20 protein-coding genes are annotated in these 20,755 nt (G+C 67.7%); 12 read left to right on the top strand and 8 right to left on the bottom strand.

Going from position 1 to position 20,755, the window contains the following annotated elements:
• The first annotated feature begins 4 nt into the window (after positions 1-4).
• The 3 genes from dapF (at position 5) to W5W_RS0111185 (ending at position 4,205) form a co-directional block, all read left to right on the top strand.
• Positions 5-967 carry a diaminopimelate epimerase gene (dapF, locus tag W5W_RS0111195; protein ID WP_029574278.1) on the top strand — a complete coding sequence of 321 codons (963 nt, stop codon included), beginning with the start codon at positions 5-7 and terminating at the stop codon, positions 965-967.
• Between the two features lie 130 nt (positions 968-1,097).
• On the top strand, positions 1,098-2,507 hold the full coding sequence (brnQ, locus tag W5W_RS0111190; protein WP_017195447.1) for a branched-chain amino acid transport system II carrier protein: 1,410 nt from the start codon (positions 1,098-1,100) through the stop codon (positions 2,505-2,507).
• A 177-nt stretch (positions 2,508-2,684) separates the two neighbouring features.
• Positions 2,685-4,205, top strand: a complete 1,521-nt coding sequence (locus W5W_RS0111185) for an MFS transporter (protein ID WP_017195446.1) — start codon at positions 2,685-2,687, stop codon at positions 4,203-4,205.
• A 173-nt stretch (positions 4,206-4,378) separates the two neighbouring features.
• Here W5W_RS0111185 and W5W_RS0111180 read toward each other — a convergent pair whose 3' ends face one another.
• The 6 genes from W5W_RS0111180 to W5W_RS16190 all read right to left on the bottom strand — a co-directional run bounded on the left by W5W_RS0111180 (position 4,379) and on the right by W5W_RS16190 (position 8,329).
• Positions 4,379-4,936, bottom strand: coding sequence for a DUF4865 family protein (locus tag W5W_RS0111180; RefSeq protein ID WP_017195445.1), 558 nt, complete (start codon positions 4,934-4,936; stop codon positions 4,379-4,381).
• Positions 4,937-5,072: 136 nt separating this feature from the next.
• Positions 5,073-5,639: a TetR/AcrR family transcriptional regulator gene (locus W5W_RS0111175; RefSeq protein WP_017195444.1), complete on the bottom strand. Its 567-nt coding sequence runs from the start codon at positions 5,637-5,639 to the stop codon at positions 5,073-5,075.
• A gap of 109 nt (positions 5,640-5,748) precedes the next feature.
• Entirely contained in the window at positions 5,749-6,354 is a 606-nt protein-coding gene (locus W5W_RS0111170; protein ID WP_017195443.1) for a class I SAM-dependent methyltransferase, read from the bottom strand.
• Positions 6,355-6,388: 34 nt separating this feature from the next.
• Entirely contained in the window at positions 6,389-7,834 is a 1,446-nt protein-coding gene (locus W5W_RS0111165) for an MFS transporter (protein ID WP_154650331.1), read from the bottom strand.
• 82 nt (positions 7,835-7,916) lie between these two features.
• Positions 7,917-8,183: a hypothetical protein gene (locus tag W5W_RS0111160; RefSeq protein ID WP_017195441.1), complete on the bottom strand. Its 267-nt coding sequence runs from the start codon at positions 8,181-8,183 to the stop codon at positions 7,917-7,919.
• Positions 8,129-8,329 (bottom strand): hypothetical protein, encoded by a 201-nt coding sequence (locus W5W_RS16190; protein WP_154650330.1) that lies wholly within the window; start codon positions 8,327-8,329, stop codon positions 8,129-8,131. The genes W5W_RS0111160 and W5W_RS16190 overlap by 55 nt, the downstream gene beginning before the upstream one ends.
• A gap of 274 nt (positions 8,330-8,603) precedes the next feature.
• Here W5W_RS16190 and hflX point away from each other — a divergent pair, with 274 nt between their 5' ends.
• The 3 genes from hflX (at position 8,604) to W5W_RS0111145 (ending at position 13,581) form a co-directional block, all read left to right on the top strand.
• Entirely contained in the window at positions 8,604-10,223 is a 1,620-nt protein-coding gene (gene hflX, locus W5W_RS0111155; protein ID WP_017195440.1) for a GTPase HflX, read from the top strand.
• A 38-nt stretch (positions 10,224-10,261) separates the two neighbouring features.
• The gene (locus tag W5W_RS0111150; RefSeq protein WP_029574276.1) at positions 10,262-12,367 is read left to right on the top strand and encodes an ATP-dependent DNA helicase; all 2,106 of its coding nucleotides are present in this window, start codon (positions 10,262-10,264) and stop codon (positions 12,365-12,367) included.
• Between the two features lie 209 nt (positions 12,368-12,576).
• Positions 12,577-13,581 carry an L-lactate dehydrogenase gene (locus W5W_RS0111145; RefSeq protein ID WP_008732715.1) on the top strand — a complete coding sequence of 335 codons (1,005 nt, stop codon included), beginning with the start codon at positions 12,577-12,579 and terminating at the stop codon, positions 13,579-13,581.
• Positions 13,582-13,772: 191 nt separating this feature from the next.
• Here the strand turns inward: W5W_RS0111145 and lexA are convergent, their stop codons facing one another.
• Entirely contained in the window at positions 13,773-14,624 is an 852-nt protein-coding gene (lexA, locus tag W5W_RS0111140; RefSeq protein ID WP_017195438.1) for a transcriptional repressor LexA, read from the bottom strand.
• 35 nt (positions 14,625-14,659) lie between these two features.
• Here lexA and W5W_RS16185 point away from each other — a divergent pair, with 35 nt between their 5' ends.
• From W5W_RS16185 to W5W_RS0111125, 4 genes are all read left to right on the top strand, one after another.
• On the top strand, positions 14,660-14,860 hold the full coding sequence (locus W5W_RS16185; RefSeq protein WP_154650329.1) for a hypothetical protein: 201 nt from the start codon (positions 14,660-14,662) through the stop codon (positions 14,858-14,860).
• A 9-nt stretch (positions 14,861-14,869) separates the two neighbouring features.
• Positions 14,870-15,553: a LysM peptidoglycan-binding domain-containing protein gene (locus W5W_RS15775; protein WP_008732673.1), complete on the top strand. Its 684-nt coding sequence runs from the start codon at positions 14,870-14,872 to the stop codon at positions 15,551-15,553.
• Between the two features lie 94 nt (positions 15,554-15,647).
• The gene (nrdR, locus tag W5W_RS0111130; RefSeq protein WP_029574274.1) at positions 15,648-16,109 is read left to right on the top strand and encodes a transcriptional regulator NrdR; all 462 of its coding nucleotides are present in this window, start codon (positions 15,648-15,650) and stop codon (positions 16,107-16,109) included.
• Between the two features lie 276 nt (positions 16,110-16,385).
• Positions 16,386-17,531 carry a glycosyltransferase gene (locus tag W5W_RS0111125; RefSeq protein WP_017195435.1) on the top strand — a complete coding sequence of 382 codons (1,146 nt, stop codon included), beginning with the start codon at positions 16,386-16,388 and terminating at the stop codon, positions 17,529-17,531.
• Positions 17,532-17,647: 116 nt separating this feature from the next.
• Here the strand turns inward: W5W_RS0111125 and W5W_RS0111120 are convergent, their stop codons facing one another.
• Complete coding sequence (locus W5W_RS0111120) at positions 17,648-18,385, bottom strand: IclR family transcriptional regulator (RefSeq protein WP_017195434.1); 738 nt, start codon at positions 18,383-18,385, stop codon at positions 17,648-17,650.
• Positions 18,386-18,567: 182 nt separating this feature from the next.
• Here W5W_RS0111120 and leuC point away from each other — a divergent pair, with 182 nt between their 5' ends.
• Both leuC and leuD read left to right on the top strand, forming a co-directional pair.
• Positions 18,568-20,013: a 3-isopropylmalate dehydratase large subunit gene (gene leuC / locus W5W_RS0111115; protein WP_008732723.1), complete on the top strand. Its 1,446-nt coding sequence runs from the start codon at positions 18,568-18,570 to the stop codon at positions 20,011-20,013.
• A gap of 24 nt (positions 20,014-20,037) precedes the next feature.
• The gene (gene leuD, locus W5W_RS0111110; RefSeq protein WP_008732781.1) at positions 20,038-20,721 is read left to right on the top strand and encodes a 3-isopropylmalate dehydratase small subunit; all 684 of its coding nucleotides are present in this window, start codon (positions 20,038-20,040) and stop codon (positions 20,719-20,721) included.
• The last annotated feature ends 34 nt before the right edge of the window (positions 20,722-20,755 follow it).

Below are 20,755 nucleotides of genomic sequence, written 5' to 3'. Positions count from 1 at the left end.
GGCCATGACTGCTGCCTCAGGCCTTGCGGGCCACGAGCTCATCAAGGGCCACGGCACGGAGAACGATTTCCTCCTGCTCATCGATCCCGAACGCGATGTGCCGGTGACCGCCACCGACATCGCCGCTGCGTGCGATAGGCGCGCCGGAATCGGGGCCGATGGATTCGTGCGGGTCGTGCGCACTCGATCGCTGCCCGGTGCGCAGGCCTTTCACGAGGCCGTGCCCGAGGCCGAGTGGTTCATGGACTACTACAACGCCGATGGTTCCGTGGCGGAGATGTGCGGCAACGCCTCGCGTCTGTTCGCCGCAGTTCTGGATGCTGAGGGGCTCTGCCCGATGACCGATGGCGATTCCATCACCATCGGCACTCGCGGGGGAGCGCGCACCATTACCCGCGTGGGCGATCTGTGGACGGTCGATATGGGATCGGCGCGCTTGACTCATCCCGACGGCGCCCTGGCCGATGTCGAGGATGAGGGGTGGGATACCGTCGTCATCGTGCCGGGCCTGGAGGGCGAGCGTGCGGCCTTGTCGATCTCCATGCCCAATCCGCATACCGTGGTCGCCCTGGGGGAGGAGAGTGAGCTCGATGCCGCCACCTTCGCGGGTCTGACCGGTTCGGGGGCCCCGGTGGTCTATGAGCCGGTGCCGCAGGCCGGTACCAATCTCGAGCTCGTGGTGCCGCTGGGCCAGGAGGTGGATGCGGTCACCGGTGATCGGGTGGGGCGCGCGCGTCTGCGCGTACTGGAGCGCGGTGTGGGGGAGACCCGCTCGTGCGGAACCGGCTGCTGCGCCGCCGCCGTGGCCCTGCATGTGTGGGAGGGCGAGGGGGCGCCCGAGGACTACCGGTTGCTGGTGCCCGGCGGCGAGGTCGGCGTCCATGTGGGTGCCGCGCCTTTGGCCGAGGGATCCACCGTGCTGCTGACCGGGCCCGCTGAGATCACCGGACGGGTCTCTATCGGCTGACCTGATGCCAGTACCTGGCGCGGTATGAGGATGTGTAGCGCCATTGTCAGATTTGTCAGATTTGTCAGATTTTTCCTCACGGCTCATAGGACGTCATACTGACCCTATTCCTAACAAAGAGACAGGCACTATGACCTCAACGACCGATCAGCTCGAGAGCCCCAGTCCCGCTACAAGCATCGTCACCACGGGTCTGATGCTGTTCGCTCTCTTCTTCGGGGCTGGCAATCTTATTTTCCCGCCTCTGCTGGGCGCCGCGTCAGGCGGTTCTCTGCCCATGGTCATGATCGGCTTCCTCGTGACCGGCGTTCTACTCCCGTTGGCCACGATCGTGGCCGTGTCCACCTCCGGGGAGGGCATTCTCGGCTTGGCCCGCCGGGTCGGGCCGCGCTTCGGGGCTGTGATGCCATTGGCGGTCTACCTGTCGATCGGCCCTTTCTACGCTGTGCCGCGAGTCACGACGGTCGCCTATGAATTGGCTACTCTGCCGGTTCTGGAGCTCATGGGCATCTCCAATTCTCGCTGGGCGCTGGCTGCGCATGTGGCGGCTTTTCTCGGTGTCTCCATCCTCATCGCGCTGCGCCCCAGCAGGCTGGCCGATAGCATCGGCCGCTGGCTGACCCCGGCGCTTCTCCTGCTGCTGGTGGTGCTGTGCGGGGCCACGATTCTGACCGCCCCGGGGGTGGACCGACCTGCCATCGACCCCTATGCGAGCGCTCCGATGACGACCGGGCTGACGCAGGGCTATCTCACGATGGATGTCCTGTCCGCAAGCGTCTTCGGGATCGTCGTCATCAGCTCTCTGCGCGAGCGGGGCTTCACCGCCCCTGGCAGGCTTGTGCGCGGTACCACTATTGCCGGGGGCATTGCCGCCGTCCTTCTGGGCGCGGTGTACATCGGTCTGGCCCTGATCGGGACGCGTTCACCGGGCGATGTCACGAGTGAGACCACGGAGGGAACCGAGCTGCTGAGGGCTGCCGCGTCTCTGACGCTGGGGCGAGGCGGCGTGATCGTCTTCGCCGGTATCGTGGTCCTGGCTTGTTTGACCACAGCAGTGGGGCTGCTGGCCTCCTGGGCCGGTTACGCCTACACCGCCTGGCCGGCTGTCTCCTTCAATCGTCAGCTCACTGCGGGCACTCTGGTTTCCTTCGTTCTGGCGAACCTCGGCTTGAAAGCGATTCTCAAGATTACGGCTCCTCTGCTTTTCCTGCTCTACCCGTTGGCGATCTGCCTGGTGGTCGTCACGCTCGTGGACGCACTGGCGCCGGGGCGCCTGCGGGCGGCCTACCTGTGGCCGGTGGGCGTCGCCGGCGTACTCGGCCTGGTCTCCGCGCTGACCGAGGCAGGATGGACGACGCCCAGTGACCTGCTGAGCCGCACAGGGCTGTGGGACAACTCCACCGGCTGGATCGTTCCCGCTCTGCTCGCACTGGGTATCGGGCTGGTTCTGGACGTTCGGGCTGGGCGCTGGTCGACACCCGTCGAGGACGCCAGCGGCGCGTCGCTGGAAGTGGAGCACGCAGCCGCTTCCCAGCACTGAGTAGGCACCCGATGCAGGTACTCGATGCGGGCTCTGGCACTGAGTCCGCGTGCTCGTCGCGGCTACGACCTCAGCCGCCATCGATCTGGGCCGATAAAGACGCACACGATGATGTGCCTGGGTCCGATGTGGTGCAGGGATCATGCTGGATAAGGCGGTGGCGCGTAGGCTGCTCGGGTGCCTGAACTTCACGCCTCGGAACAAAGAGCCTCCGGGCAGAAGTGGCTCCTGCCGACCCTGCTCATCCCGGCATTCGTCTCACTCCTGGCCGTTTCATCCGTCAATGTCATTCTGACATCGGTCTCTCACAGCTTGGAGGCGGGCAGCAGCGGCCTTCAGCTCGTCATCTCCGGATACGCTCTGGTCTTCGGCATCCTCCTGGTTCCGGCGGGGCGCGCGGGTGATGTCCTGGGGCGCGGGCGGCTCTTCGCCATCGGCATGTTCATCTTCGGAGTCGGATCCCTGGCCTCGGGGCTGGCGCCGAACATCGTGTCACTCAATCTGGCTCGACTTGTCATGGGCGTGGGGTCGGGACTGCTGAATCCTCAGGTCACCGGCATGATTCAGCAGTACTACACCGGTGAGGCGCGAGGCCGTGCCTTCGGGCTATTCGGCGGCGTCATCGGGGTCTCCGTGGCCGTGGGGCCAGTGCTCAGCGGAGGCCTCATCGGCTGGCTCGGAGCGGATTGGGGCTGGCGCGTTTCTTTCCTGATCAACGTACCGTTCGCCCTGGCGGGGGTCTGGGCGGCGAGGCGCTACCTTCCCGCCTCGGCTTGGAGACGGCGGACCGCTGACGGCGAGTCGTCGCGGCCCGCCGGAGCCGAGACGAACCGGGCCGGGATGGATCTCGATCCCGCCGGCATGCTGCTGCTGGCTGCCGCCACACTCCTGGTGATGATCCCCTTCATGAATTCCTCAGGGGGAGGGTGGATCTGGCTGCTGGAATTGCTGGGTATTGCCGTTGCCGGCGCATGGGTGGCTTGGGAACGTCGCTACCGGGCTCGAGGGGGCAGCCCCATGGTGGATCTCCGCCTTTTCACCATCCCCTCCTTCGCCTACGGGTGTCTGGCGATCGCCGTGTACTTCCTGGGGTACACCTCGGTGTGGATCATCGTGGCCCAGTACATTCAGGATGGCCTGGGGGCATCCGCCCTGGCCAGCGGTGTCATCGGTATCCCGGCCTCACTGGTGGGCGCTGTTGCCGCACCTCTGGCCGGCAGACGAGTCATCCGTGTGGGGCGCGTCATCGTACTGGCCGGCATGCTCCTGGGAATCATCGGACTGCTGACGACCATCGGCATCATCCGCATGCATGCGATCGCCGGATGGAGTCCCTGGTGGATCGCACTGACACTGGTGGCACTCGGGGTAGGACAGGGAATTGTGGTGTCTCCGAACCAGACGCTCTCCCTGGCCGACGTACCCCTGGAGTATGCGGGGGCCGCTGGAGGCATCCTGCAGACAGGACAGCGTATCGGCACGTCCATCGGCATTGCCGCCATCACCGGGATCACCTTCCGCACGGCCGGCGCATCGGGATGGGGCACCGCCGCCCAGGCGGGGCTGCTCGCGGCAGCTGTCGCCATCGCCGTATCTGCGGCCGTGGCGATCGTGGACCTGCGCGCCTCGCATGCGAGCCGATCCGGCCGGCTTGCGGAGGCCGCAGGGAGCGAGGGTTTGCAGGACCGCGTCGACTGAGTCGACTGAGTCGACTGAGTCGACTGAGCGGAGGCGGGATCGCAGATCGCGCGGATCGTGTTGCAGCGCTGGTCGGTGCTGAGTGCCGTGAGGGTTCGCGTCATAGCGCCCGACGCGCTCGACCCGTGCTTCCCCGGCCTGCGGCGTCATCCGTTCCAGGAGGCCGGAAGCGGTCAGCGCGCGGTGGAGACGTGGAGCACCTCGTAGCCGGTCACCCGCGGGTCGGCCTGTTCGGCCGGCCGGCTGGAGAGTTCGACCAGTACGACCGTCCAGGTGGTGATGTCGACGGCGGCCAGACGATTGACGGTCTGGTCATCGACCTGCGTCAAGAACGGTTGAGTGACCGCATCCAAGCACTGGGAAGGGGCCTCTCCCTCGGGCAGCTGCACGGTGGACATGGTCAGGCTTCTGGTTTCGGTATAGGAAGCGGGCCCCGGTACGAGTTGTGCAACGGTCCAATCCTGGATGGGCTGGCGCCCGAAATCGCGCACGATCGCCGAGTAACCGGGCTCGCCCCAGCAGAAGGAGCGCATACCGTCGATGTCGCGCCACACGTAGAATGGCGCGTAAGCATTGCGGGTTGCTCCTTCGGCTTTCTCGCGGATGAGGTAGGCCTTGAACTCCAGGCCGGTGAAGCCATCCATGAGATGGCCGGTCTCCGCCACGCGATCACGGATGATCCGCATGTCGTAGTCGGCGGGCAGGTTGATGGCGTACTGCATGGCGTACATGTGGTTCGCTCCCGGGCGGGTTCCTGGTGGATTCGGATATGAATTCGGGTTTCTTCGTGTCGCTGGTCCGATGATGATTCTGCGGCGCGCGATGCGCGATACTCAGAAACTCTGAGATGAATTCTGATGAGTTTGTTTACCGGCAGGCCCAGCCCCGCAGCATGGACACCGCGCCGTTGATGGCGGCGTCAAAGGCGGCTCGGTCCTGTTGCGCTCTGGCGAGAACGTAGCCTCCCTGCACTACGGCCGCGACTGATGAGGCAACGGCTGCAGGATCTGTGGAGCGAGGGAACTCCTCGCGATCGATGCCCTGGGTCACGACCTGGGCGATGACCTCGACCAGCCAGCCGAGCGCGTCGGAGACCGGTTGTAGGAGTTCGGGCGTATCCAGCACATCCGCGTCGTAGGTCATCCGACCCATTCGGCAGCCCCTCAGACTGTCGCGCTGGCTGTGCAGGTAGGCCTCCAGGCGCGCAAGGGCGGTCCCTTCACCGGTCAGCAGCTCCTGGGCATCGCGGCGCATCTGCTCCGCACTGCGTTGCAGGGCCAGTGAGGCCAGATCCTGCTTGCCCTTGAAATGGTGGTACATGCTGCCCTGGCCGGCCTGTGCGAGGGCCTGGATGTCTTTAGGGCTCATCGCTGTGTAGCCGCGCTCCCACAGCAGCTCTTGAGCGGCTTCAATGAGCCGGTCCCGGGCGTCCATGCCCGCAGTGTACATACTTGTAGGTACAGAAAGTCAATCGCGGCTCGCGGACCAGTGAGGCTCGAGGAGATTGCAGGACGGTGCCTTGGCGGAGGCAATGCGGCAGATCTCAGCGGTGCACGTGCAGGACGCGGAACCCTTTGGAGGAGGCTTCGCGGGAGGTGTTCCAGCCCTGTGAGTTCAGCCAGGCCATCAAGGAATCCGCGCCCAGATTCTTCTGCACGACGAACCATGCCTCGCCATTGTCGGACAGGAGCGCCAGCCAGGTCAGCAGCAGGGAGTGCAGTGCCTCCTTGCCGATGCGTACCGGGGGATTGGACCAGATGAGGTCCACCGTTGCGCTGCCGCGCAACTCGGCCAGCAGGTCGTCGGCCAGTAGGGCGCGGACATTTCCCAGGCCTGCGGCCGACGTATTGCGGGCCGTCAAGTCGACGGCGCGCTCGTTGACGTCCACCGCCAGGACAGTGGCCTCTGGAGCGGCATCGGCCAGAGCCAGGGCGATCGGGCCCCAGCCGCAACCCAGATCTAGGAAGACACCGGTGGTCGGCGGATCGGGGACATGGCTGAGAAGAACCTGCGTGCCTCGATCGAGATGATTGGGGGAGAACACGGCCCCCGCCGTCGTCACCGCATGCTCCCGACCGCGGATGAGGAAGGAACGGGGCCGTTCTTGAGCTGCTGCGGTGGGGGAGGACGTGAAGTAGTGCTCGCTCACGGCTCGAGGCTACCGGTTGGCTTCGCTCAGAGTCTCAGGCGGCGCGGCGGGCCAGAAGCGGCGTGGCACTGAGCATGATGGTGACAACGACGACGACGGGAACCACGAGGTGCTCCTCGACTCCGGCCGATGTCGGCGCTACCAGGGTCGTCACCAATGTGCCCAGGGTTGCTCCGCCTACATTCGCCGCCACCGTCACCGCGGTGGCCGACTGGGCCTGCGAGATTCCGTCGTTCCTTTGCCCCAATTCGACCGGGTCGGTCACGCAGCGAATGAGTGTGTCCTGATGGGTCAGTCCCATGCCGAGGCCCGACAGCCCCCAGCCCAGGTGCAGGCCCCACCATGGCGCCGCGCCCAGGAGGGCCGCAGCGAGGATGCCGCCGCCGACCGCGAAGAGCAATCCTCCCAGCCCTGTCCGCACCAGGTACACGTGTCGTTGCCGCGCCGGGTGGGCTCCGCACCACATGGCCACTGCGCTCCACAGCACTCCGGCTGCGGTCAGCGCCCAACCGACGGCGCCCGGCCCCAGAACGAGGACGTCATGGCCGGCTGGGGAGATGAGGAAATCGAGAGCGAAATAAGAGGCGCAGACCCACGTCAGGGTTGCCAGTGCCGCCCGGCGCCCGGGCGCCAATCGCAGCACCCCGGTGGGGAAGACCCGCGAGCAGGCCCAGACCGCGCTCGCCAGGCCGAGGCCTGAGGCCGGCCAGAACCATGGTGATGCCGCCGGCGCCAGCCCGATGAGAGCCACCCCGCAGGCCATGGCGAGAGCCGCCATGAGCGGGGCGTCGTTTCCATCGCTGCCACTGCCACTATTCCTGCTGTTGCGGCTATTACCATTGTCGCCGCCAGATACCCGTAAGCCTTGGATCTGTCGAGCCATCACCAGCCGGGCGGCCACCAGTACGGGCACGTAAGCGACCAGTGCCCATCGCCAGCCCCACCCTGAGCTGATAGCGGCGGCGTAGACGGGGCCGGCCAGGGAGGAGACCACCCACATGGCCGAGCTGGCCGCCAGGAACGCACGTCGCCACGCCTCGGGCAATCCCGCGACCATCGCGCCCATGGTGACGGTGGCCAGCGCGCCCGCGGCCAGACCGCGGACGACCTCTCCCAGAACGTACACGGCTACGTTCGGCGCCAGCGCCCCGGCGGCAGCACCCGCGACCAGCAGTGCGGTCAAAACAGCCATGAGATGGTCGGCGCGCCACCGGGCGAGCATCGTTCCGCCCAGCGGCATCGTCAGGAAGGTCGGCATCGTTGCCGCAGCCGTCACCAGGCCGTAGTGGGCCCGTGCCCCCAGATCCACTGCCACCAGTGGCAGTACCGTCTGGTTGATGTAGACCTGCATACCCGCCAGGAGTTCGATCACCAGCATCGCCAAGGTCAGACGCCCCACTCGCGAGCCCACGAGTGCCTTCGCCGAGGGCGGCGCCACCCGCTCATCCGCTGAAGGATCCGGGGCCGGGGGAGTGCTCACCCGCTCAACGTACCCAATCGGCGCGGGTGCGGGTGCGACTCTCCAAAACCGATGTGTGTCTATGCGCCGGTTCGATCGGACATCATGCGTTAGTACCGGGGAGCCTCGGGGTTTGTGCTGTAGGGGCCGACTGCTTCGCCTGGCGTTCCCGCACCACGAGGACGATGTCGCGGATGACCGCGTAGGGGAAGGCGACGACGCCGACGAGCGGAGCGATCCCGACCTTGAAGACATAGAAGAGCAGCCAGCCCACCAGCAGCCAGGGGCGGGAGGAGAAGACGACGACGCCGGGGGTCAGGCGCCACACGAGGCGCAGACCGAAGACGAAGAGGACCCCGACAGCCCCCATGGTGAGGACCTCGTCAACAGGAGGAAGCGTCCAGCCCCGGTCCAGGACAGGAGGACGGCGCCAAGGACGAAGCCCAGGACCGTCAGGCCCGCGTCGATGCCGATCTGCTCGGCGGCCGTTCTTCTGACGACGTAGATGCTGGACATGGGATCTCCTCAAGGGTAGGTCGTAAGGCGGAGGAGGGGTGACAGGCCTTCCGGCGGACCGGGGAACCCACATCGGGGACCTTAGCAAGAAAGATCCTGATACCGGCAGGGGGGAGCTGTGCGCTAGCATGACGTCATGTGGATCTTTCGTATGCGCTGAGCCGGTGGTCGTGACGTCACCGGCTCCCGACAAAGTCCCCCAGCCGGGCCCGGACGCGTCCGGGCAGGCCCGTTGAGCACCGCTCCGGGCCGTCGCATACGAGAAGGACATGCTGTGAACGAATCCCGTACCCCTGATACCGCTGCGTCTGCAGGCTCCGACGATTCTTATACCGGTGCTGACGGAGTTGACAGGAATGATGGTGCCGCCCCGACCGCCGAGGACGTTGTCGCCCGGATCCTCTCGCGTGCCGGAACCGCTTTGGCCTCCACCGCCAGTGGGCACGTCCAGCGCGAGGCCGATGATGATGGCCTCTTGGAGCGCGAGGCGCGCGCCGGCACCCGCCGCATAGCGAGCCTGACCACCGAACTCGAGGATGTCAGCGAAGTCGAGTACCGCCAGATCCGTTTGGAGCGGGTCGTGCTCGTCGGGCTGGACCTGCCCCGCACCGCCGATCTCGCAGCCTCGGTGCTCGACGCTGCTCAAGACGCCGAGGCCTCACTCTCCGAGCTCGCAGCACTCTCCGAAACTGCGGGCTCCCAAGTCCTGGACGCCCTCATTCAGAAGCGCGACCACCCCGACCCCGCAACATACCTCGGGTCCGGCAAGGCCAGGGAGCTCGCTGAGATGGTTGGCGCTGTGGGTGCCGACACGGTCATCGTCGATGGTGAGCTCGCCCCCTCCCAGCGCCGCGCGTTGGAGGACGTCGTAGGTGCCAAGGTCGTGGACCGCGCCGCTCTCATCCTCGACATCTTCGCTCAGCATGCCAAGTCCCGTGAGGGCAAGGCCCAGGTGGAGCTCGCCCAGCTGGAGTACCTCCTGCCGCGTCTGCGCGGCTGGGGCGAGTCCATGTCGCGCCAGGCCGGAGGGCGCGTCGTCGGAGGCCAGGGCATCGGCAGCCGTGGACCGGGCGAGACCAAGATCGAGCTCGACCGGCGTCGCATCCGCCACCGGATGGCCAAGCTCCGTCGCGAGATCAGGGCCATGGCGCCCTCGCGGGAGGTCAAGCGCGGCTCGCGTCGTCGTGGCCCCATCCCCGCGGTGGCGATCGCCGGGTACACCAACGCCGGCAAGTCCTCCCTCATGAATCGGCTCACCGACGCCGGTCTCATGGTCCAGGATGCTCTGTTCGCCACCCTCGACCCCACAGTGCGCCGTGCCGAGACCGCCGATGGGCGCGTCTACACCCTGACCGACACCGTGGGCTTCGTGCGCAATCTGCCTCACGAGCTCATCGAGGCCTTCCGCTCCACCCTGGAAGAGGTGGCGGGCGCGGACCTCGTCCTGCACATCGTCGACGCCGCCCATCCCGACCCCGTCGGCCAGGTGACGGCCGTACGGGCAGTGCTGGCAGACATCCCCGGAGCGCTCGACGTTCCCGAACTCATCGTGCTCAACAAGATCGATCTGACCGATGCCGTGACACGCGCGGCTCTGCGCACTCGCCTGCCCGGAGCGATCGAGATCTCTGCTCGCACCGGCGAGGGGATCGAGGACCTGCGGGCGCGCATTGACGCCATGCTGCCGCGTCCGAGCGTGCCTGTCGACGTCGTCGTGCCCTATTCCCGGGGCGATCTGGTCTCCCGCGTCCACACCGACGGGGAGATCGACGTTGTGGAGTACGTGGAGACCGGTACCCGGATCGTAGGTCGGGCCGATGCCGCTCTGGCCGCTGAGCTGCGGACCGCCGCTCTGCCCGATGCGGCGGCGGATTCGGCCCCTTCTTCTCCGTGACCTCTACCGCCCGCGGTGTGCCGGGCTCTCCGAACGGCATGGACGCAGCGACCCTGCCGCAGGGCGTCGGCTCTGCGGGTCCAGAGGATTCGCGTGCCGATAACCCAGATAGCCCTGGCAACTCCGGTGACCCCGGCGACCCCTGCGGGCGCGCTCTGAGCGTCCTCGCCGAGGCTGTGCATCGTCTTGGTGCCGCTCCTCGCCCCGGACAGGTCGAGATGGCTGCTCGCGTGGCCGATGCGCTGGATGATCAGGCGCACCTGCTGGTGCAGGCCGGTACGGGCACCGGCAAGTCCCTGGGATACCTCGTGCCCGTGATGGTCCATGCGGTTGAGTCCGGAGAGCGCGCCGTCATCTCCACGGCCACGCTTGCTCTTCAGCGGCAAGTCCTGACCAAGGACGCCCCCTTGGCCGCCGACGCCGTCGAGGCCGTCACTGGGCTGCGACCCGCTATCGCGCTGCTCAAGGGGTGGCAGAACTACGTGTGCCGTCATCGCCTTCAAGGCGGTTATCCGGAAGCCGACGACGCCGACGATGCGCTTTTCTCCGCCGGCGCCGCGACCGTCTCGGGGCGAATCGGGGAAGCGGGCCGTCGCAGTGTCGGAGAGCAGGTCGTCCGGTTGCGCGAGTGGGTCGCCGAAACCACGACCGGTGACCGGGACGATCTCGTCCCGGGTGTGTCGGACCGCGCCTGGGCGCAGGTCTCGGTCACCAGAGCTGAGTGTCTGGGCGCCTCCTGCCCGCTGCGCGAGGAATGCTTCCCCGAGCTCGCCCGGGCCGCGGCGATGGCGGCCGACGTGATCGTCACCAATCACGCCATGCTCGGCATCGCCGTGTCTGGCAATCCAGGGGTCCTGCCCGAGCATCGGGTTCTGGTCGTCGATGAGGCACATGCGCTCGCCGACCGAGTCCGCTCCCAGGGCACCGTGAGCCTGTCCGCAGCTGCCATCATGCGGGTGGCCGCTACCGTACGGCGAGGCGTCTCGGTTCATGTCACCGAGTTGGAATCCGCCGGTCAGCGGCTGCAGCTCGCTTTGGCCGACCTGCCCGATGGGCGCTTGAGCGATGGCCTGCCTCCCGCTCTGCATGAGGCGCTCCTCGTGCTGGACGGCGCGGCTCGTCATGCTCTCACCGATGTGCGCGAGGCGGTCAAGACCGGGGAGAGGAGCGCTGATGCCGGTGGTGCCGGGGGATCCGGGGGAGCGGCACTGGCCCGGACGGCCGTCTCCGATCTGGTGGACGCCATTGCGCGCATGACGTCGGACTCGGTGCGCGAGCGCCGTGACGTCGCCTGGATCGAGCGGCCCCGCATGGGCGCCGAGCCTCCACGGCTCACGCTGGCGCCCGTCGACGTCGCCGGCTCCCTGGCCGATTCCCTGCTGGAGGATCGCGCCGCAGTCTTGACCTCGGCCACCCTGGCCCTGGGCGGAAGTTTCGAACCGATGGCCCGTGCCCTGGGGCTGACGCTGACCGGTGGCCAGTGGGATGGCGTGGACGTGGGTACTCCTTTCGACTATGCCCGCCAGGGCATCCTTTACACACCCACGCATCTGCCCAGACCGGGGCGGGAAATCTCCGAGGCGGCGCTCGATGAGATCCTCGCTCTGACCGAGGCCAGTCGCGGAGGCATGCTGGGCCTGTTCTCCTCGCGGCGCGCCGCCGAAGAGGCCGCCGAGGTCCTGCGCAACGCCACGGATCTGACCGTTTACGCCCAGGGCGACGACCAGCTGCCGACCCTCGTGGATGCCTTCGCCGTTGACGAGGACGCCTGCCTGGTGGGAACCCTTTCCCTCTGGCAGGGCGTGGATGTTCCCGGACGCACCTGTCGCCTGGTCATCATCGATCGCATCCCCTTCCCGCGCCCGGACGACCCCGTGGCCCAGGCTCGCAGCGAGGCCGTCGCAGCCGCGGGCGGCAACGGTTTCATGAGCGTGTCCGCCACTCACGCCGCACTTCTGCTCGCCCAAGGGGCGGGGCGGCTCATACGCCGAGCCGACGACCGCGGGGTCGTCGCCGTCCTCGATCCGCGCCTGCGCACCGCCCGCTACGGCGCTTTCCTGGCCCGATCCATGCCGGGACTGTGGCCGACGCGGGACCGTGATGTCGTCTTGGGCGCACTGTCCCGGCTGGCGGTCATGGACTGACGACGGTCTCCGCCGAGGGGCCCGCCGATCGTTCCGGCCGGGGCGAGATCCGTGCGCGGTCCTCTCGGGCCGAGTCCGGCTTTCGCCTTACAGGCGCAGCATCTTCCGAAGCCGTGATAGTGACGATCCTCCCCCCGCCCTGTGCAAACCGCGTACTCTTGCCTTGGCCGGCTCTCCTGCCGCGCCAACACCCTATTCGGAGGAAGACCGTGTCCGAGGCCACCATCACCAACAGTGCACAAGGCTCCTACCCAACGGCCCCGGGGGGCCGTCCATCCAAGGTTGCGATCATCGGCGCGGGCGCCGTGGGATCGACGCTCGCTTACGCCTGCGTGACCAAGGGCGTCGCCCGCGAGGTCGTGCTGCAGGATATCGCCAAGGAGAAGGTCGAGGCCGAGGCCCTCGACATCGCGCAGGGGATTCAGTTCACCTCTGCCGGTTCCGTGTCCGGCTCTGACGATCCCGAGATCTGTCGCGATGCCGATGTCATCGCCATCACCGCGGGTGCGAAGCAGAAGCCGGGCCAGTCCCGCCTGGAGCTCGCCGGAGCCACCGTGGGCATCATGGAGAAGATCCTGCCCAAGCTGGTCGAGGTCGCCCCCAACGCGATCTTCCTGCCGGTGGCCAACCCGGTGGACGTGGTGACCTACTGCGCCAAGAAGATCACCGACCTGCCCGAGAATCAGGTCTTCGGCTCCGGCACCGTTCTGGACACCGCCCGCATGCGTTACCTGGTCTCCCTGGAGACCGGGACGGCCACCCAGAACATTCACGGCTACATCGCCGGTGAGCACGGAGATTCCGAGGTGCCGCTGTGGTCGTCCTGCGAGATCGGCGGTGTGCCTGTCACCCAGTGGGGCAAGACCCTGGACGGCGGCGTCTTCGACGAGGCCAAGCGCGAGCGCATCGCCCACGACGTTGTCCGCTCCGCCTACCGCATTATCGAGGGCAAGGGCGTGACCAACTACGCCGTGGGCCTGGCCGTTCAGCGGATCATCAGCGCTATTCTCAACGACGAGCAGCGGGTTCTCACCGTGTCGCCGGTGCTGCAGAACTGGCACGGGATTTCCGATGTGTGCATGGCCGTTCCCACGATTGTGGGCCGCGACGGCGCCGGCCGCCGCCTTGAGCTGCCCCTGACCCTGGATGAGCGCGACCGCCTGACGGCTTCTGCCGAGCGCCTGCGCGAGGTCGCCCGCGGCCTGGGCTACTGACGCCCGCCTCCGCAGCGCCGAGCTATCGTCCTCATAAGCCCTCATAGCACAGGGCTTGTCGCACGAGCCGGCGCGGTTCGTGCAGTCGGCGTGCGGTTGGGGTCCCATCCCGGTCTCGGGATGGGACCCCAACCGCATGATGGGGCGCGGTGCGCCCGACTGCTTGTGGTGCTCGCAGATGCTTGCGATGCTCACAGGGAGCGCAGGACCGTGACCACCTTGCCCATGATCGTGGCCTCGTCCCCTGGGATCGGCGCATAATCGGGGTTGCGGGGCAGGAGCCATTGGTGGCCGTCCCTGCGGAAGAGGACTTTGACCGTGGCGGTTGCGCCGTCAATGTCGTCGAGCATGGCTGCGACAATGTCCCCATTGGACGCGTCCGCTTGAGTGCGCACCACGACCCAGTCCCCGTCGCAGATGGCGGCCTCGACCATGGAGTCGCCGTGGACTTCGAGCATGAAGAGCTCGCCGTTGCCGGTCAGGCGCCGGGGCAGGGCCATGACATCCTCAATGCTCTGCTCGGCGAGGATGGGGGATCCCGCTGCGATCCGCCCGACGAGGGGCACGGCGACGGCCTCGCCCTCGGCTACGCCGGGCAGCACGGGCAGCGAAGGAAGGTCATCGGGGTTCGCAGAATGCTGGCGGCCAGGATTCTCGGGGCGCTCGGTGGCCGCAGTGTCCGCAGCGCTCGCAGCATCCTCGGGGGCCTCGGGGTCCTCGAGGGCCTTCGTTTCGGCCGCGGGTGTGGAGGCGGATTGGACGGGCAGAATGACTTCGAGGGCGCGTGGCCGGTTCGGATCGCGCCGAACCAGCCCCAGCCGCTCGAGCTTGTCGAGCTGGTGCTTGACCGAGGATGGACTCGTCAGGCCGACTGCGGCGCCGATCTCTCGCATGGAGGGGGGGTATCCGTGCGCAGTGACGGCGTCCCGGACGGTTTCGTAGACGGCGCGGGCGCGCGCGTCGAGAGCATCGAGGGCGTCGAGCGCCGCCTCCGCTGAAGTCGAGGCCGGGGCGGCCGGGGCGGTGGCGCCGGAGGCTTTCATGGCCGGGCAGTCCTTCCTCGGCCCCATCCCGCGCAGTGGCCGCTGCAATCGGAGGCGCTCGGGCGATGCGGCTGGTTAAGGGGCTCGAATTCGTGTCGGTGGCCTGTGATGGCGTTGATGTGACAAGCCTACGGCGGAATATCCGGCACTTCAAACATGTGTTCGAAAAAGTTCTGGACGTACTGCCCACCAACCGCTATCGTATCGAACAGATGTTCGTCGAACATGTGTTCTAGGAGGTACTCATGAGCGCTCTCACGCCCCTTCCTTCCCCTCGTCCTCATGCCGTTTCGGCTGCGTCGGCGCAAGAGGCGGAACGTGAGGAGGAGTTTCTTGTCGCCTCTCGTCCTCACCTTCGACTGGTCACCGATGACTTCGTTCCCGAGACCTCTCGCGCCGATCCGGTTGTCGAGCTTCCCGCGGAACTCACGCGGCGCCCGGTCACTCCACGGGCGGCGCGAAGCGCCCTGGGCGGAGGAGGGGTGGCGCAAGCGCGTCCTGCGGATCTCGCTCCCCACCACCCGGCCGTGCGCGCCCAGCGTCGCCGTCAGCTCGAGGCCCAGCGGAGTCGGTCTGTGCTTGCGCATGGTGCAGATGGCGCAGATGGCGCGCACGGTGAGGCGTCGCCCCTGCGGGTACAGGACTCCGCCCAGCGGCTGCCGATCGGACTGCGTCGCCTTGTGGTGACCGGCGGTTTGGTGCTTGTAGCCGCTCTCATTGTCTCCCTCGGGATCGTGATTTCAGGATTCGCGGATGCTCCCAGTCGGACGACCACGGCCACCGTCCAGGCCGGGCAGTCCCTATGGGAGGTTGCAGCGGCGACGGGCACCGGTGATGTCGATAGAACCATGTCCCGGATCGTCGAGCTCAATGGTTTGGAGTCCTCTGCACTCCAAGCCGGTCAGGTTCTCGTGGTCCCTGCAGAATGATCAGGGTGGCCTCCGGCGCGATGCTGGTTGCGATGGTCCTGCCTGCACGTTTAGTCTCCATTGCACATCAGGCGATCACATGGAGGATCTCGGCGTGCACTGTCCCTTCTGCCGGCATGACGGCTCGCGCGTAGTGGACTCTCGTACTGCTGAGGACGGGGCGTCGATTCGACGTCGGCGGGAGTGCACCCGATGCGGCCGCCGTTTCACCACGCTGGAGACCGCCAGCCTGTCGGTGCGCAAGCGCTCAGGTGCTGTCGATCCCTTCTCCCGCGCCAAAGTGATCGGGGGAGTGCGTCGTGCCTGTCAAGGGCGACCGGTCTCCGACGACGATCTGGCCTTGCTGGCCTACAAGGTCGAGGAAACGGTGCGGGGCAACGGCCAGGCGATCGTCGACTCCCACGAGGTCGGCCTGGCGATCCTGGGGCCGCTTCGCGAGCTCGATGAGGTGGCCTACCTGCGCTTCGCCTCCGTCTACTCCTCCTTCAACTCCCTGGAGGACTTCGAGGCCGAGATTACGCAATTGCGCGCCGGGCACGCCTCGCGCGGCGCCTGATCCACGGCCGCCGCCAGTCCTAGGCGGCGGGCAACGGCGCCGCCGTTGTTCTCCTCGACCTCCAGCGCCACCCGCGTCGCGTTCGCCGCGGCAACTGCGGTGAGCATTCCGATCATGGCGGTCGCCTGCCCGCGGCTCCGCGCCGGGACGGGCCCGATGCGAGGTGCGCCTGAGCAGGCCCCCGGGCGGTCACCTCTCGCGAGCCGCCCGTCCATACTCGTTCAGGCTCGTTCAGGATCCCTGTAGCCGGACCGGCCGGTGGCACACTAGAGGACTATGCGAGTCCTCATCGTTTCCGACTGCTACGCGCCGCGCCTGGGCGGGATCGAGACCCAGGTGCGGGACCTGGCGAGGAATCTCCTGGCGGCCGGACACGAGCCGGCGGTGGTGACGGCGACCCCGATCGGTCGAGGGCGAGGTCGCAGCATCGAGAGGCCCGACGGCTTTCCCGTGTTCCGCACCACCGTGAGCCTGCCCGGCGAGCTGCCCGTGCACCCGCGTGCCCGTCATGAGATGGAGCTGCTCATGAAACGGCTACGACCCGACGTCGTCCACGTGCATGTGGGCATCGTCTCGCCCTTCGCCTGGTCCGGGATCGCAGCCGCTCGGCGCCTCGGCCTGCCGATCGCCATCACCTTCCACAGCGTGCTGGGCTCGTGGGCGGGGGCTGTCGGGGCCCTGGGCCCGTTGAGCCCGGTACGGCGCTGGCAGCAGGCCGGTGCCGACCTCACCGCGGTCTCCTCCATGCTGGCGCGCCAGGTCGAGGCGGCTGGCGCCCAGGCCCCCGTCGAGGTCCTGCCCAACGGCATCACCGTGGCCGACTGGCGCCCGGACCGCCCGGCGGGACGGGACGACCGGCGCCCGCTACGAGTGGTCGCCTCGTTGCGCTGGATCGAGCTCAAGCGGCCCCTCCAGGTGGTGCGCGTCTTCACCTCGGCCATCGCACGCTGCGGGGACCGGGAGACGGAACTGTACATGTACGGGGACGGCCCCCTGCGGGCCCGCCTCGCCCAGGAGGCGGCTGCCAGCGGCGCGGCCGATCGCATCGCCCTGGTGGGCAGGGTCGAGCGCGATGAGCTGGCGCGGGCCTTCGCCCGGGCGGACATCTACCTGCATACCTCGCCCGTGGAATCCTTCGGCATCAGCGTCCTGGAGGCGCGGTCGGCCGGCCTGGCCGTAATCGCCCTGCGCACCAGCACCAGCGGGGTCGGCGACTTCATCACCGATGGCGTTGACGGGCTCCTGGCGGACGATGATGCCGGCCTGGCCGATGCCCTGACCTCTCTCCTGCGCGCCCCCGGACTCCTGGAGCGGATCAAGGAGCACAACCGCACCGTGGCACCCCTGTCCGAGTGGGCCACGGTGACGGAGATGAATGTGAACGCCTATCGCAGAGCCATCGCTCTGCGCGAGGGGCTCTGAGGGCACTGCCGGCCACAGCGTCCGATCCCGCAGGATCGGGACGGGCAGAGCAGCGAGGAGACAGAGGAGACAAAGGCCTCAGCAGCCTCAGCGGCCTCAGCGCGTGTCGGGACTCGTCAGGAATCGTCGTTGTTGCGGAGCACCTCGGACAGGCGGCGCGCTGCAGCCATGACGACCCCGCCGTGAACGCGGCCGGGCTGGCGGCCCATCCGCTCGATCGGCCCGGAGATCGATACGGCCGCGATCACCTTTCCGCTCGTGCCCCGCACGGGGGCCGACACGCTCGCGACTCCGGGCTCTCGCTCGCCCACGGACTGCGCCCAGCCCCGTCGCCTCACGGCGGACAGCATCGTGGCGTTGAAGCGGGCGCCGATCAGGCCCCGGTGCAGGCGATCCGGTTCCTCCCATGCCAGAAGCACTTGGGCGGCCGAGCCCCCCTGCATGGACATGGTGGCGCCCACCGGGATGGAGTCGCGCAGGCCGATGGGGCGCTCGGCGTTGGCCACGCAGATGCGGACATCGCCCTGGCGGCGGTAGAGCTGAGAAGATTCGTGAGTCTTGTCCCGCAGTGCCGCCAGGACGGGACCGGCGGCCGCGAGGAGGTGGTCCTCGCCGGCGGCCGATGCGAGCTCGCTCAGGCGCGGGCCGAGGATGAAACGACCCTGGGAGTCGCGCGATACAAGGCGGTGATACTCCAGTGCCACGGCGATGCGGTGGGCCGTGGGCCGCGCCAGGTGGGTGGAGGAGACGAGCTGCGCCAGGGTTGCGGGCCCCGACTCCAGCGCGCTCATGACGAGGGCGGCCTTGTCGATGACGCCAACACCGCTGCTCTCGGTTTCACTCAGCTCGTCCATAATCTGATACTGCCATCCCGAGGGATGAGACTTCAAGTACGCTTTGGCACAGAAATGGCGCCGTGTCAGCATCCTCACGCTAGGACGTGCGCCCCCGCACCGTCCCTGACGGCCTCGTGGTGCTGGCGCGGACGGCGCGCCTCTCGGCCCCGAGGGGACTTCTCCAGAAAGGATGTGCAGCGATGGGAATGACCCTCGCCCAGAAGGTCTGGCGGGACCATGTCGTCTCGCAGGGCGCGGAAGGAGCCCCCGACCTGCTCTACATCGATCTCCACCTCGTTCACGAGGTTACCAGCCCCCAGGCCTTCGAGGGGCTGCGTCTGGCGGGCCGCGGAGTTCGTCGCACTGACCTGACTCTGGCCACCGAGGACCACAACACCCCCACGCTCGACATCGACCTGCCCATCGCCGATGTCACCAGCCGCACTCAGATCGAGACACTGCGTGCGAACTGCGCCGAGTTCGGCGTGCGCCTGCATCCCCTGGGCGACGCCGATCAGGGCATCGTTCACGCCGTCGGCCCTCAGCTGGGCCTCACGCAGCCGGGCATGACCGTCGTGTGCGGGGACTCCCACACGTCCACCCATGGCGCCTTCGGAGCGCTGGCCTTCGGGATCGGCACCAGCCAGGTCGAGCATGTCCTCGCCACTCAGACCCTGCCCATCGCGCCCTTCAAGACCATGAGCGTCACCATCGACGGCGATCTTCCCGCCGGCAGCGGCGCCAAGGACATCGTTCTGGCCATCATCGCCAAGATCGGCACCAACGGTGCTCAGGGCCATGTCATCGAGTACCGCGGTCGCGCCATCGAGCAGCTCTCGATGGAGGCTCGCATGACGATCTGCAACATGAGCATCGAAGGCGGCGCTCGGGCGGGGATGATCGCTCCAGACGAGGTGACGTTCGACTACCTCGCCGGTCGCCCTCACGCCCCCGTGGGCGAGGGCTGGGAGGCCGCGGTCGAGTACTGGAGGAGCCTGCGCACCGACGACGATGCCGTGTTCGACACAGAGGTCGTTCTCAAGGCCGCGGATATCGAGCCCTTCGTCACCTGGGGCACCAACCCCGGGCAGGGCCTGCCCATCTCGGCGGACATCCCCGACCCCGAGTCCATCGCCGACGAGACTCAGCGCCGTGCCGCCAGGCGGGCGCTGGAGTACATGGATCTGACTCCGGGTACGCCGTTGCGCGATATCAAGGTCGACACCGTCTTCCTGGGCAGCTGCACCAATGGGCGCATAGAGGACCTGCGCGCCGCCGCCGAGATCGTGCAGGGCCGCAGCAAGGCGCCGGGCGTGCGCATGCTGGTCGTTCCGGCCTCCGCCCGTATTCGCCTCCAGGCGGAGGCCGAGGGACTGGACAGGGTCTTCAAGGACTTCGGGGCCGAATGGCGCAATGCCGGATGCTCCATGTGCCTGGGCATGAACCCCGACCAGCTCGCTCCTGGCGAGCGCTCGGCCTCCACCTCGAACCGCAACTTCGAGGGCCGCCAGGGCAAGGGCGGACGAACCCACCTGGTCTCGCCCGCCGTCGCCGCTGCGACGGCCGTGCGCGGCACTCTGTCGAGCCCCGCTGATCTTCCGCCCCGATCAACCCCCGCGGACCTGTCCGCGCCCACCGCGGCCTGAGCCGGACAAGGAGGCTCTACTCTCATGGAGAAGTTCATTCGCCATACCGGTATTGGCGCCCCGCTGCGACGCAGCGCTGTGGACACCGACCAGATCATTCCCGCCGTCTACCTCAAGCGCATCACCCGCACGGGCTTCGAGGATGCGCTCTTCGCCGGTTGGAGGGCGAACGAGGCCGACTTCATCCTCAATCAGGACGCTTACAAGCGTGCCAGCATTCTTGTGGCCGGGCCCGACTTCGGGACCGGTTCCTCGCGCGAGCATGCCGTGTGGGCGTTGAAGGACTACGGCTTCAAAGTCGTGCTGGCCCCGCGCTTCGCCGACATCTTCCGCGGCAATGCGGGGAAACAGGGCCTCGTGGCTGGCGTGATCAGCCAGGACGATGCCGAGCAGCTGTGGAAGATCCTGGAGACTGAGCCCGGCACGGAGATCACGGTCGACCTTCGGGAGCGCACCGTCGAGGCCGGGGGCATGCGCACCACGTTCCAGATCGACGACTATGTGCGCTGGACCCTCATGGAGGGGCTGGACGACATCTCGCTGACTCTCCAGCAAGAGGACGAGATCGTCGCCTACGAGCGGGCTCGCCCCGGCTTCAAGCCGGCGACGCTCCCCGCTCGCCACCTGCCCAAGGAGGAGGTTGTGCCCGCGCGTGCCGCAGACATGCCCGTGATCGTCGATCTGCCGCGCGTACGCACTGAGGGGTGAGGTCGGTGCGGGCTCGGCCCGTTCGCCCTTGTTC

The sequence above is a fragment of the Actinomyces massiliensis 4401292 genome (assembly GCF_000269805.1).
Classification (GTDB): domain Bacteria; phylum Actinomycetota; class Actinomycetes; order Actinomycetales; family Actinomycetaceae; genus Actinomyces; species Actinomyces massiliensis.
The sequence above is the reverse complement of the archived record's forward strand: the minus strand, read 5'-3'. Positions and strand labels throughout refer to the sequence as shown.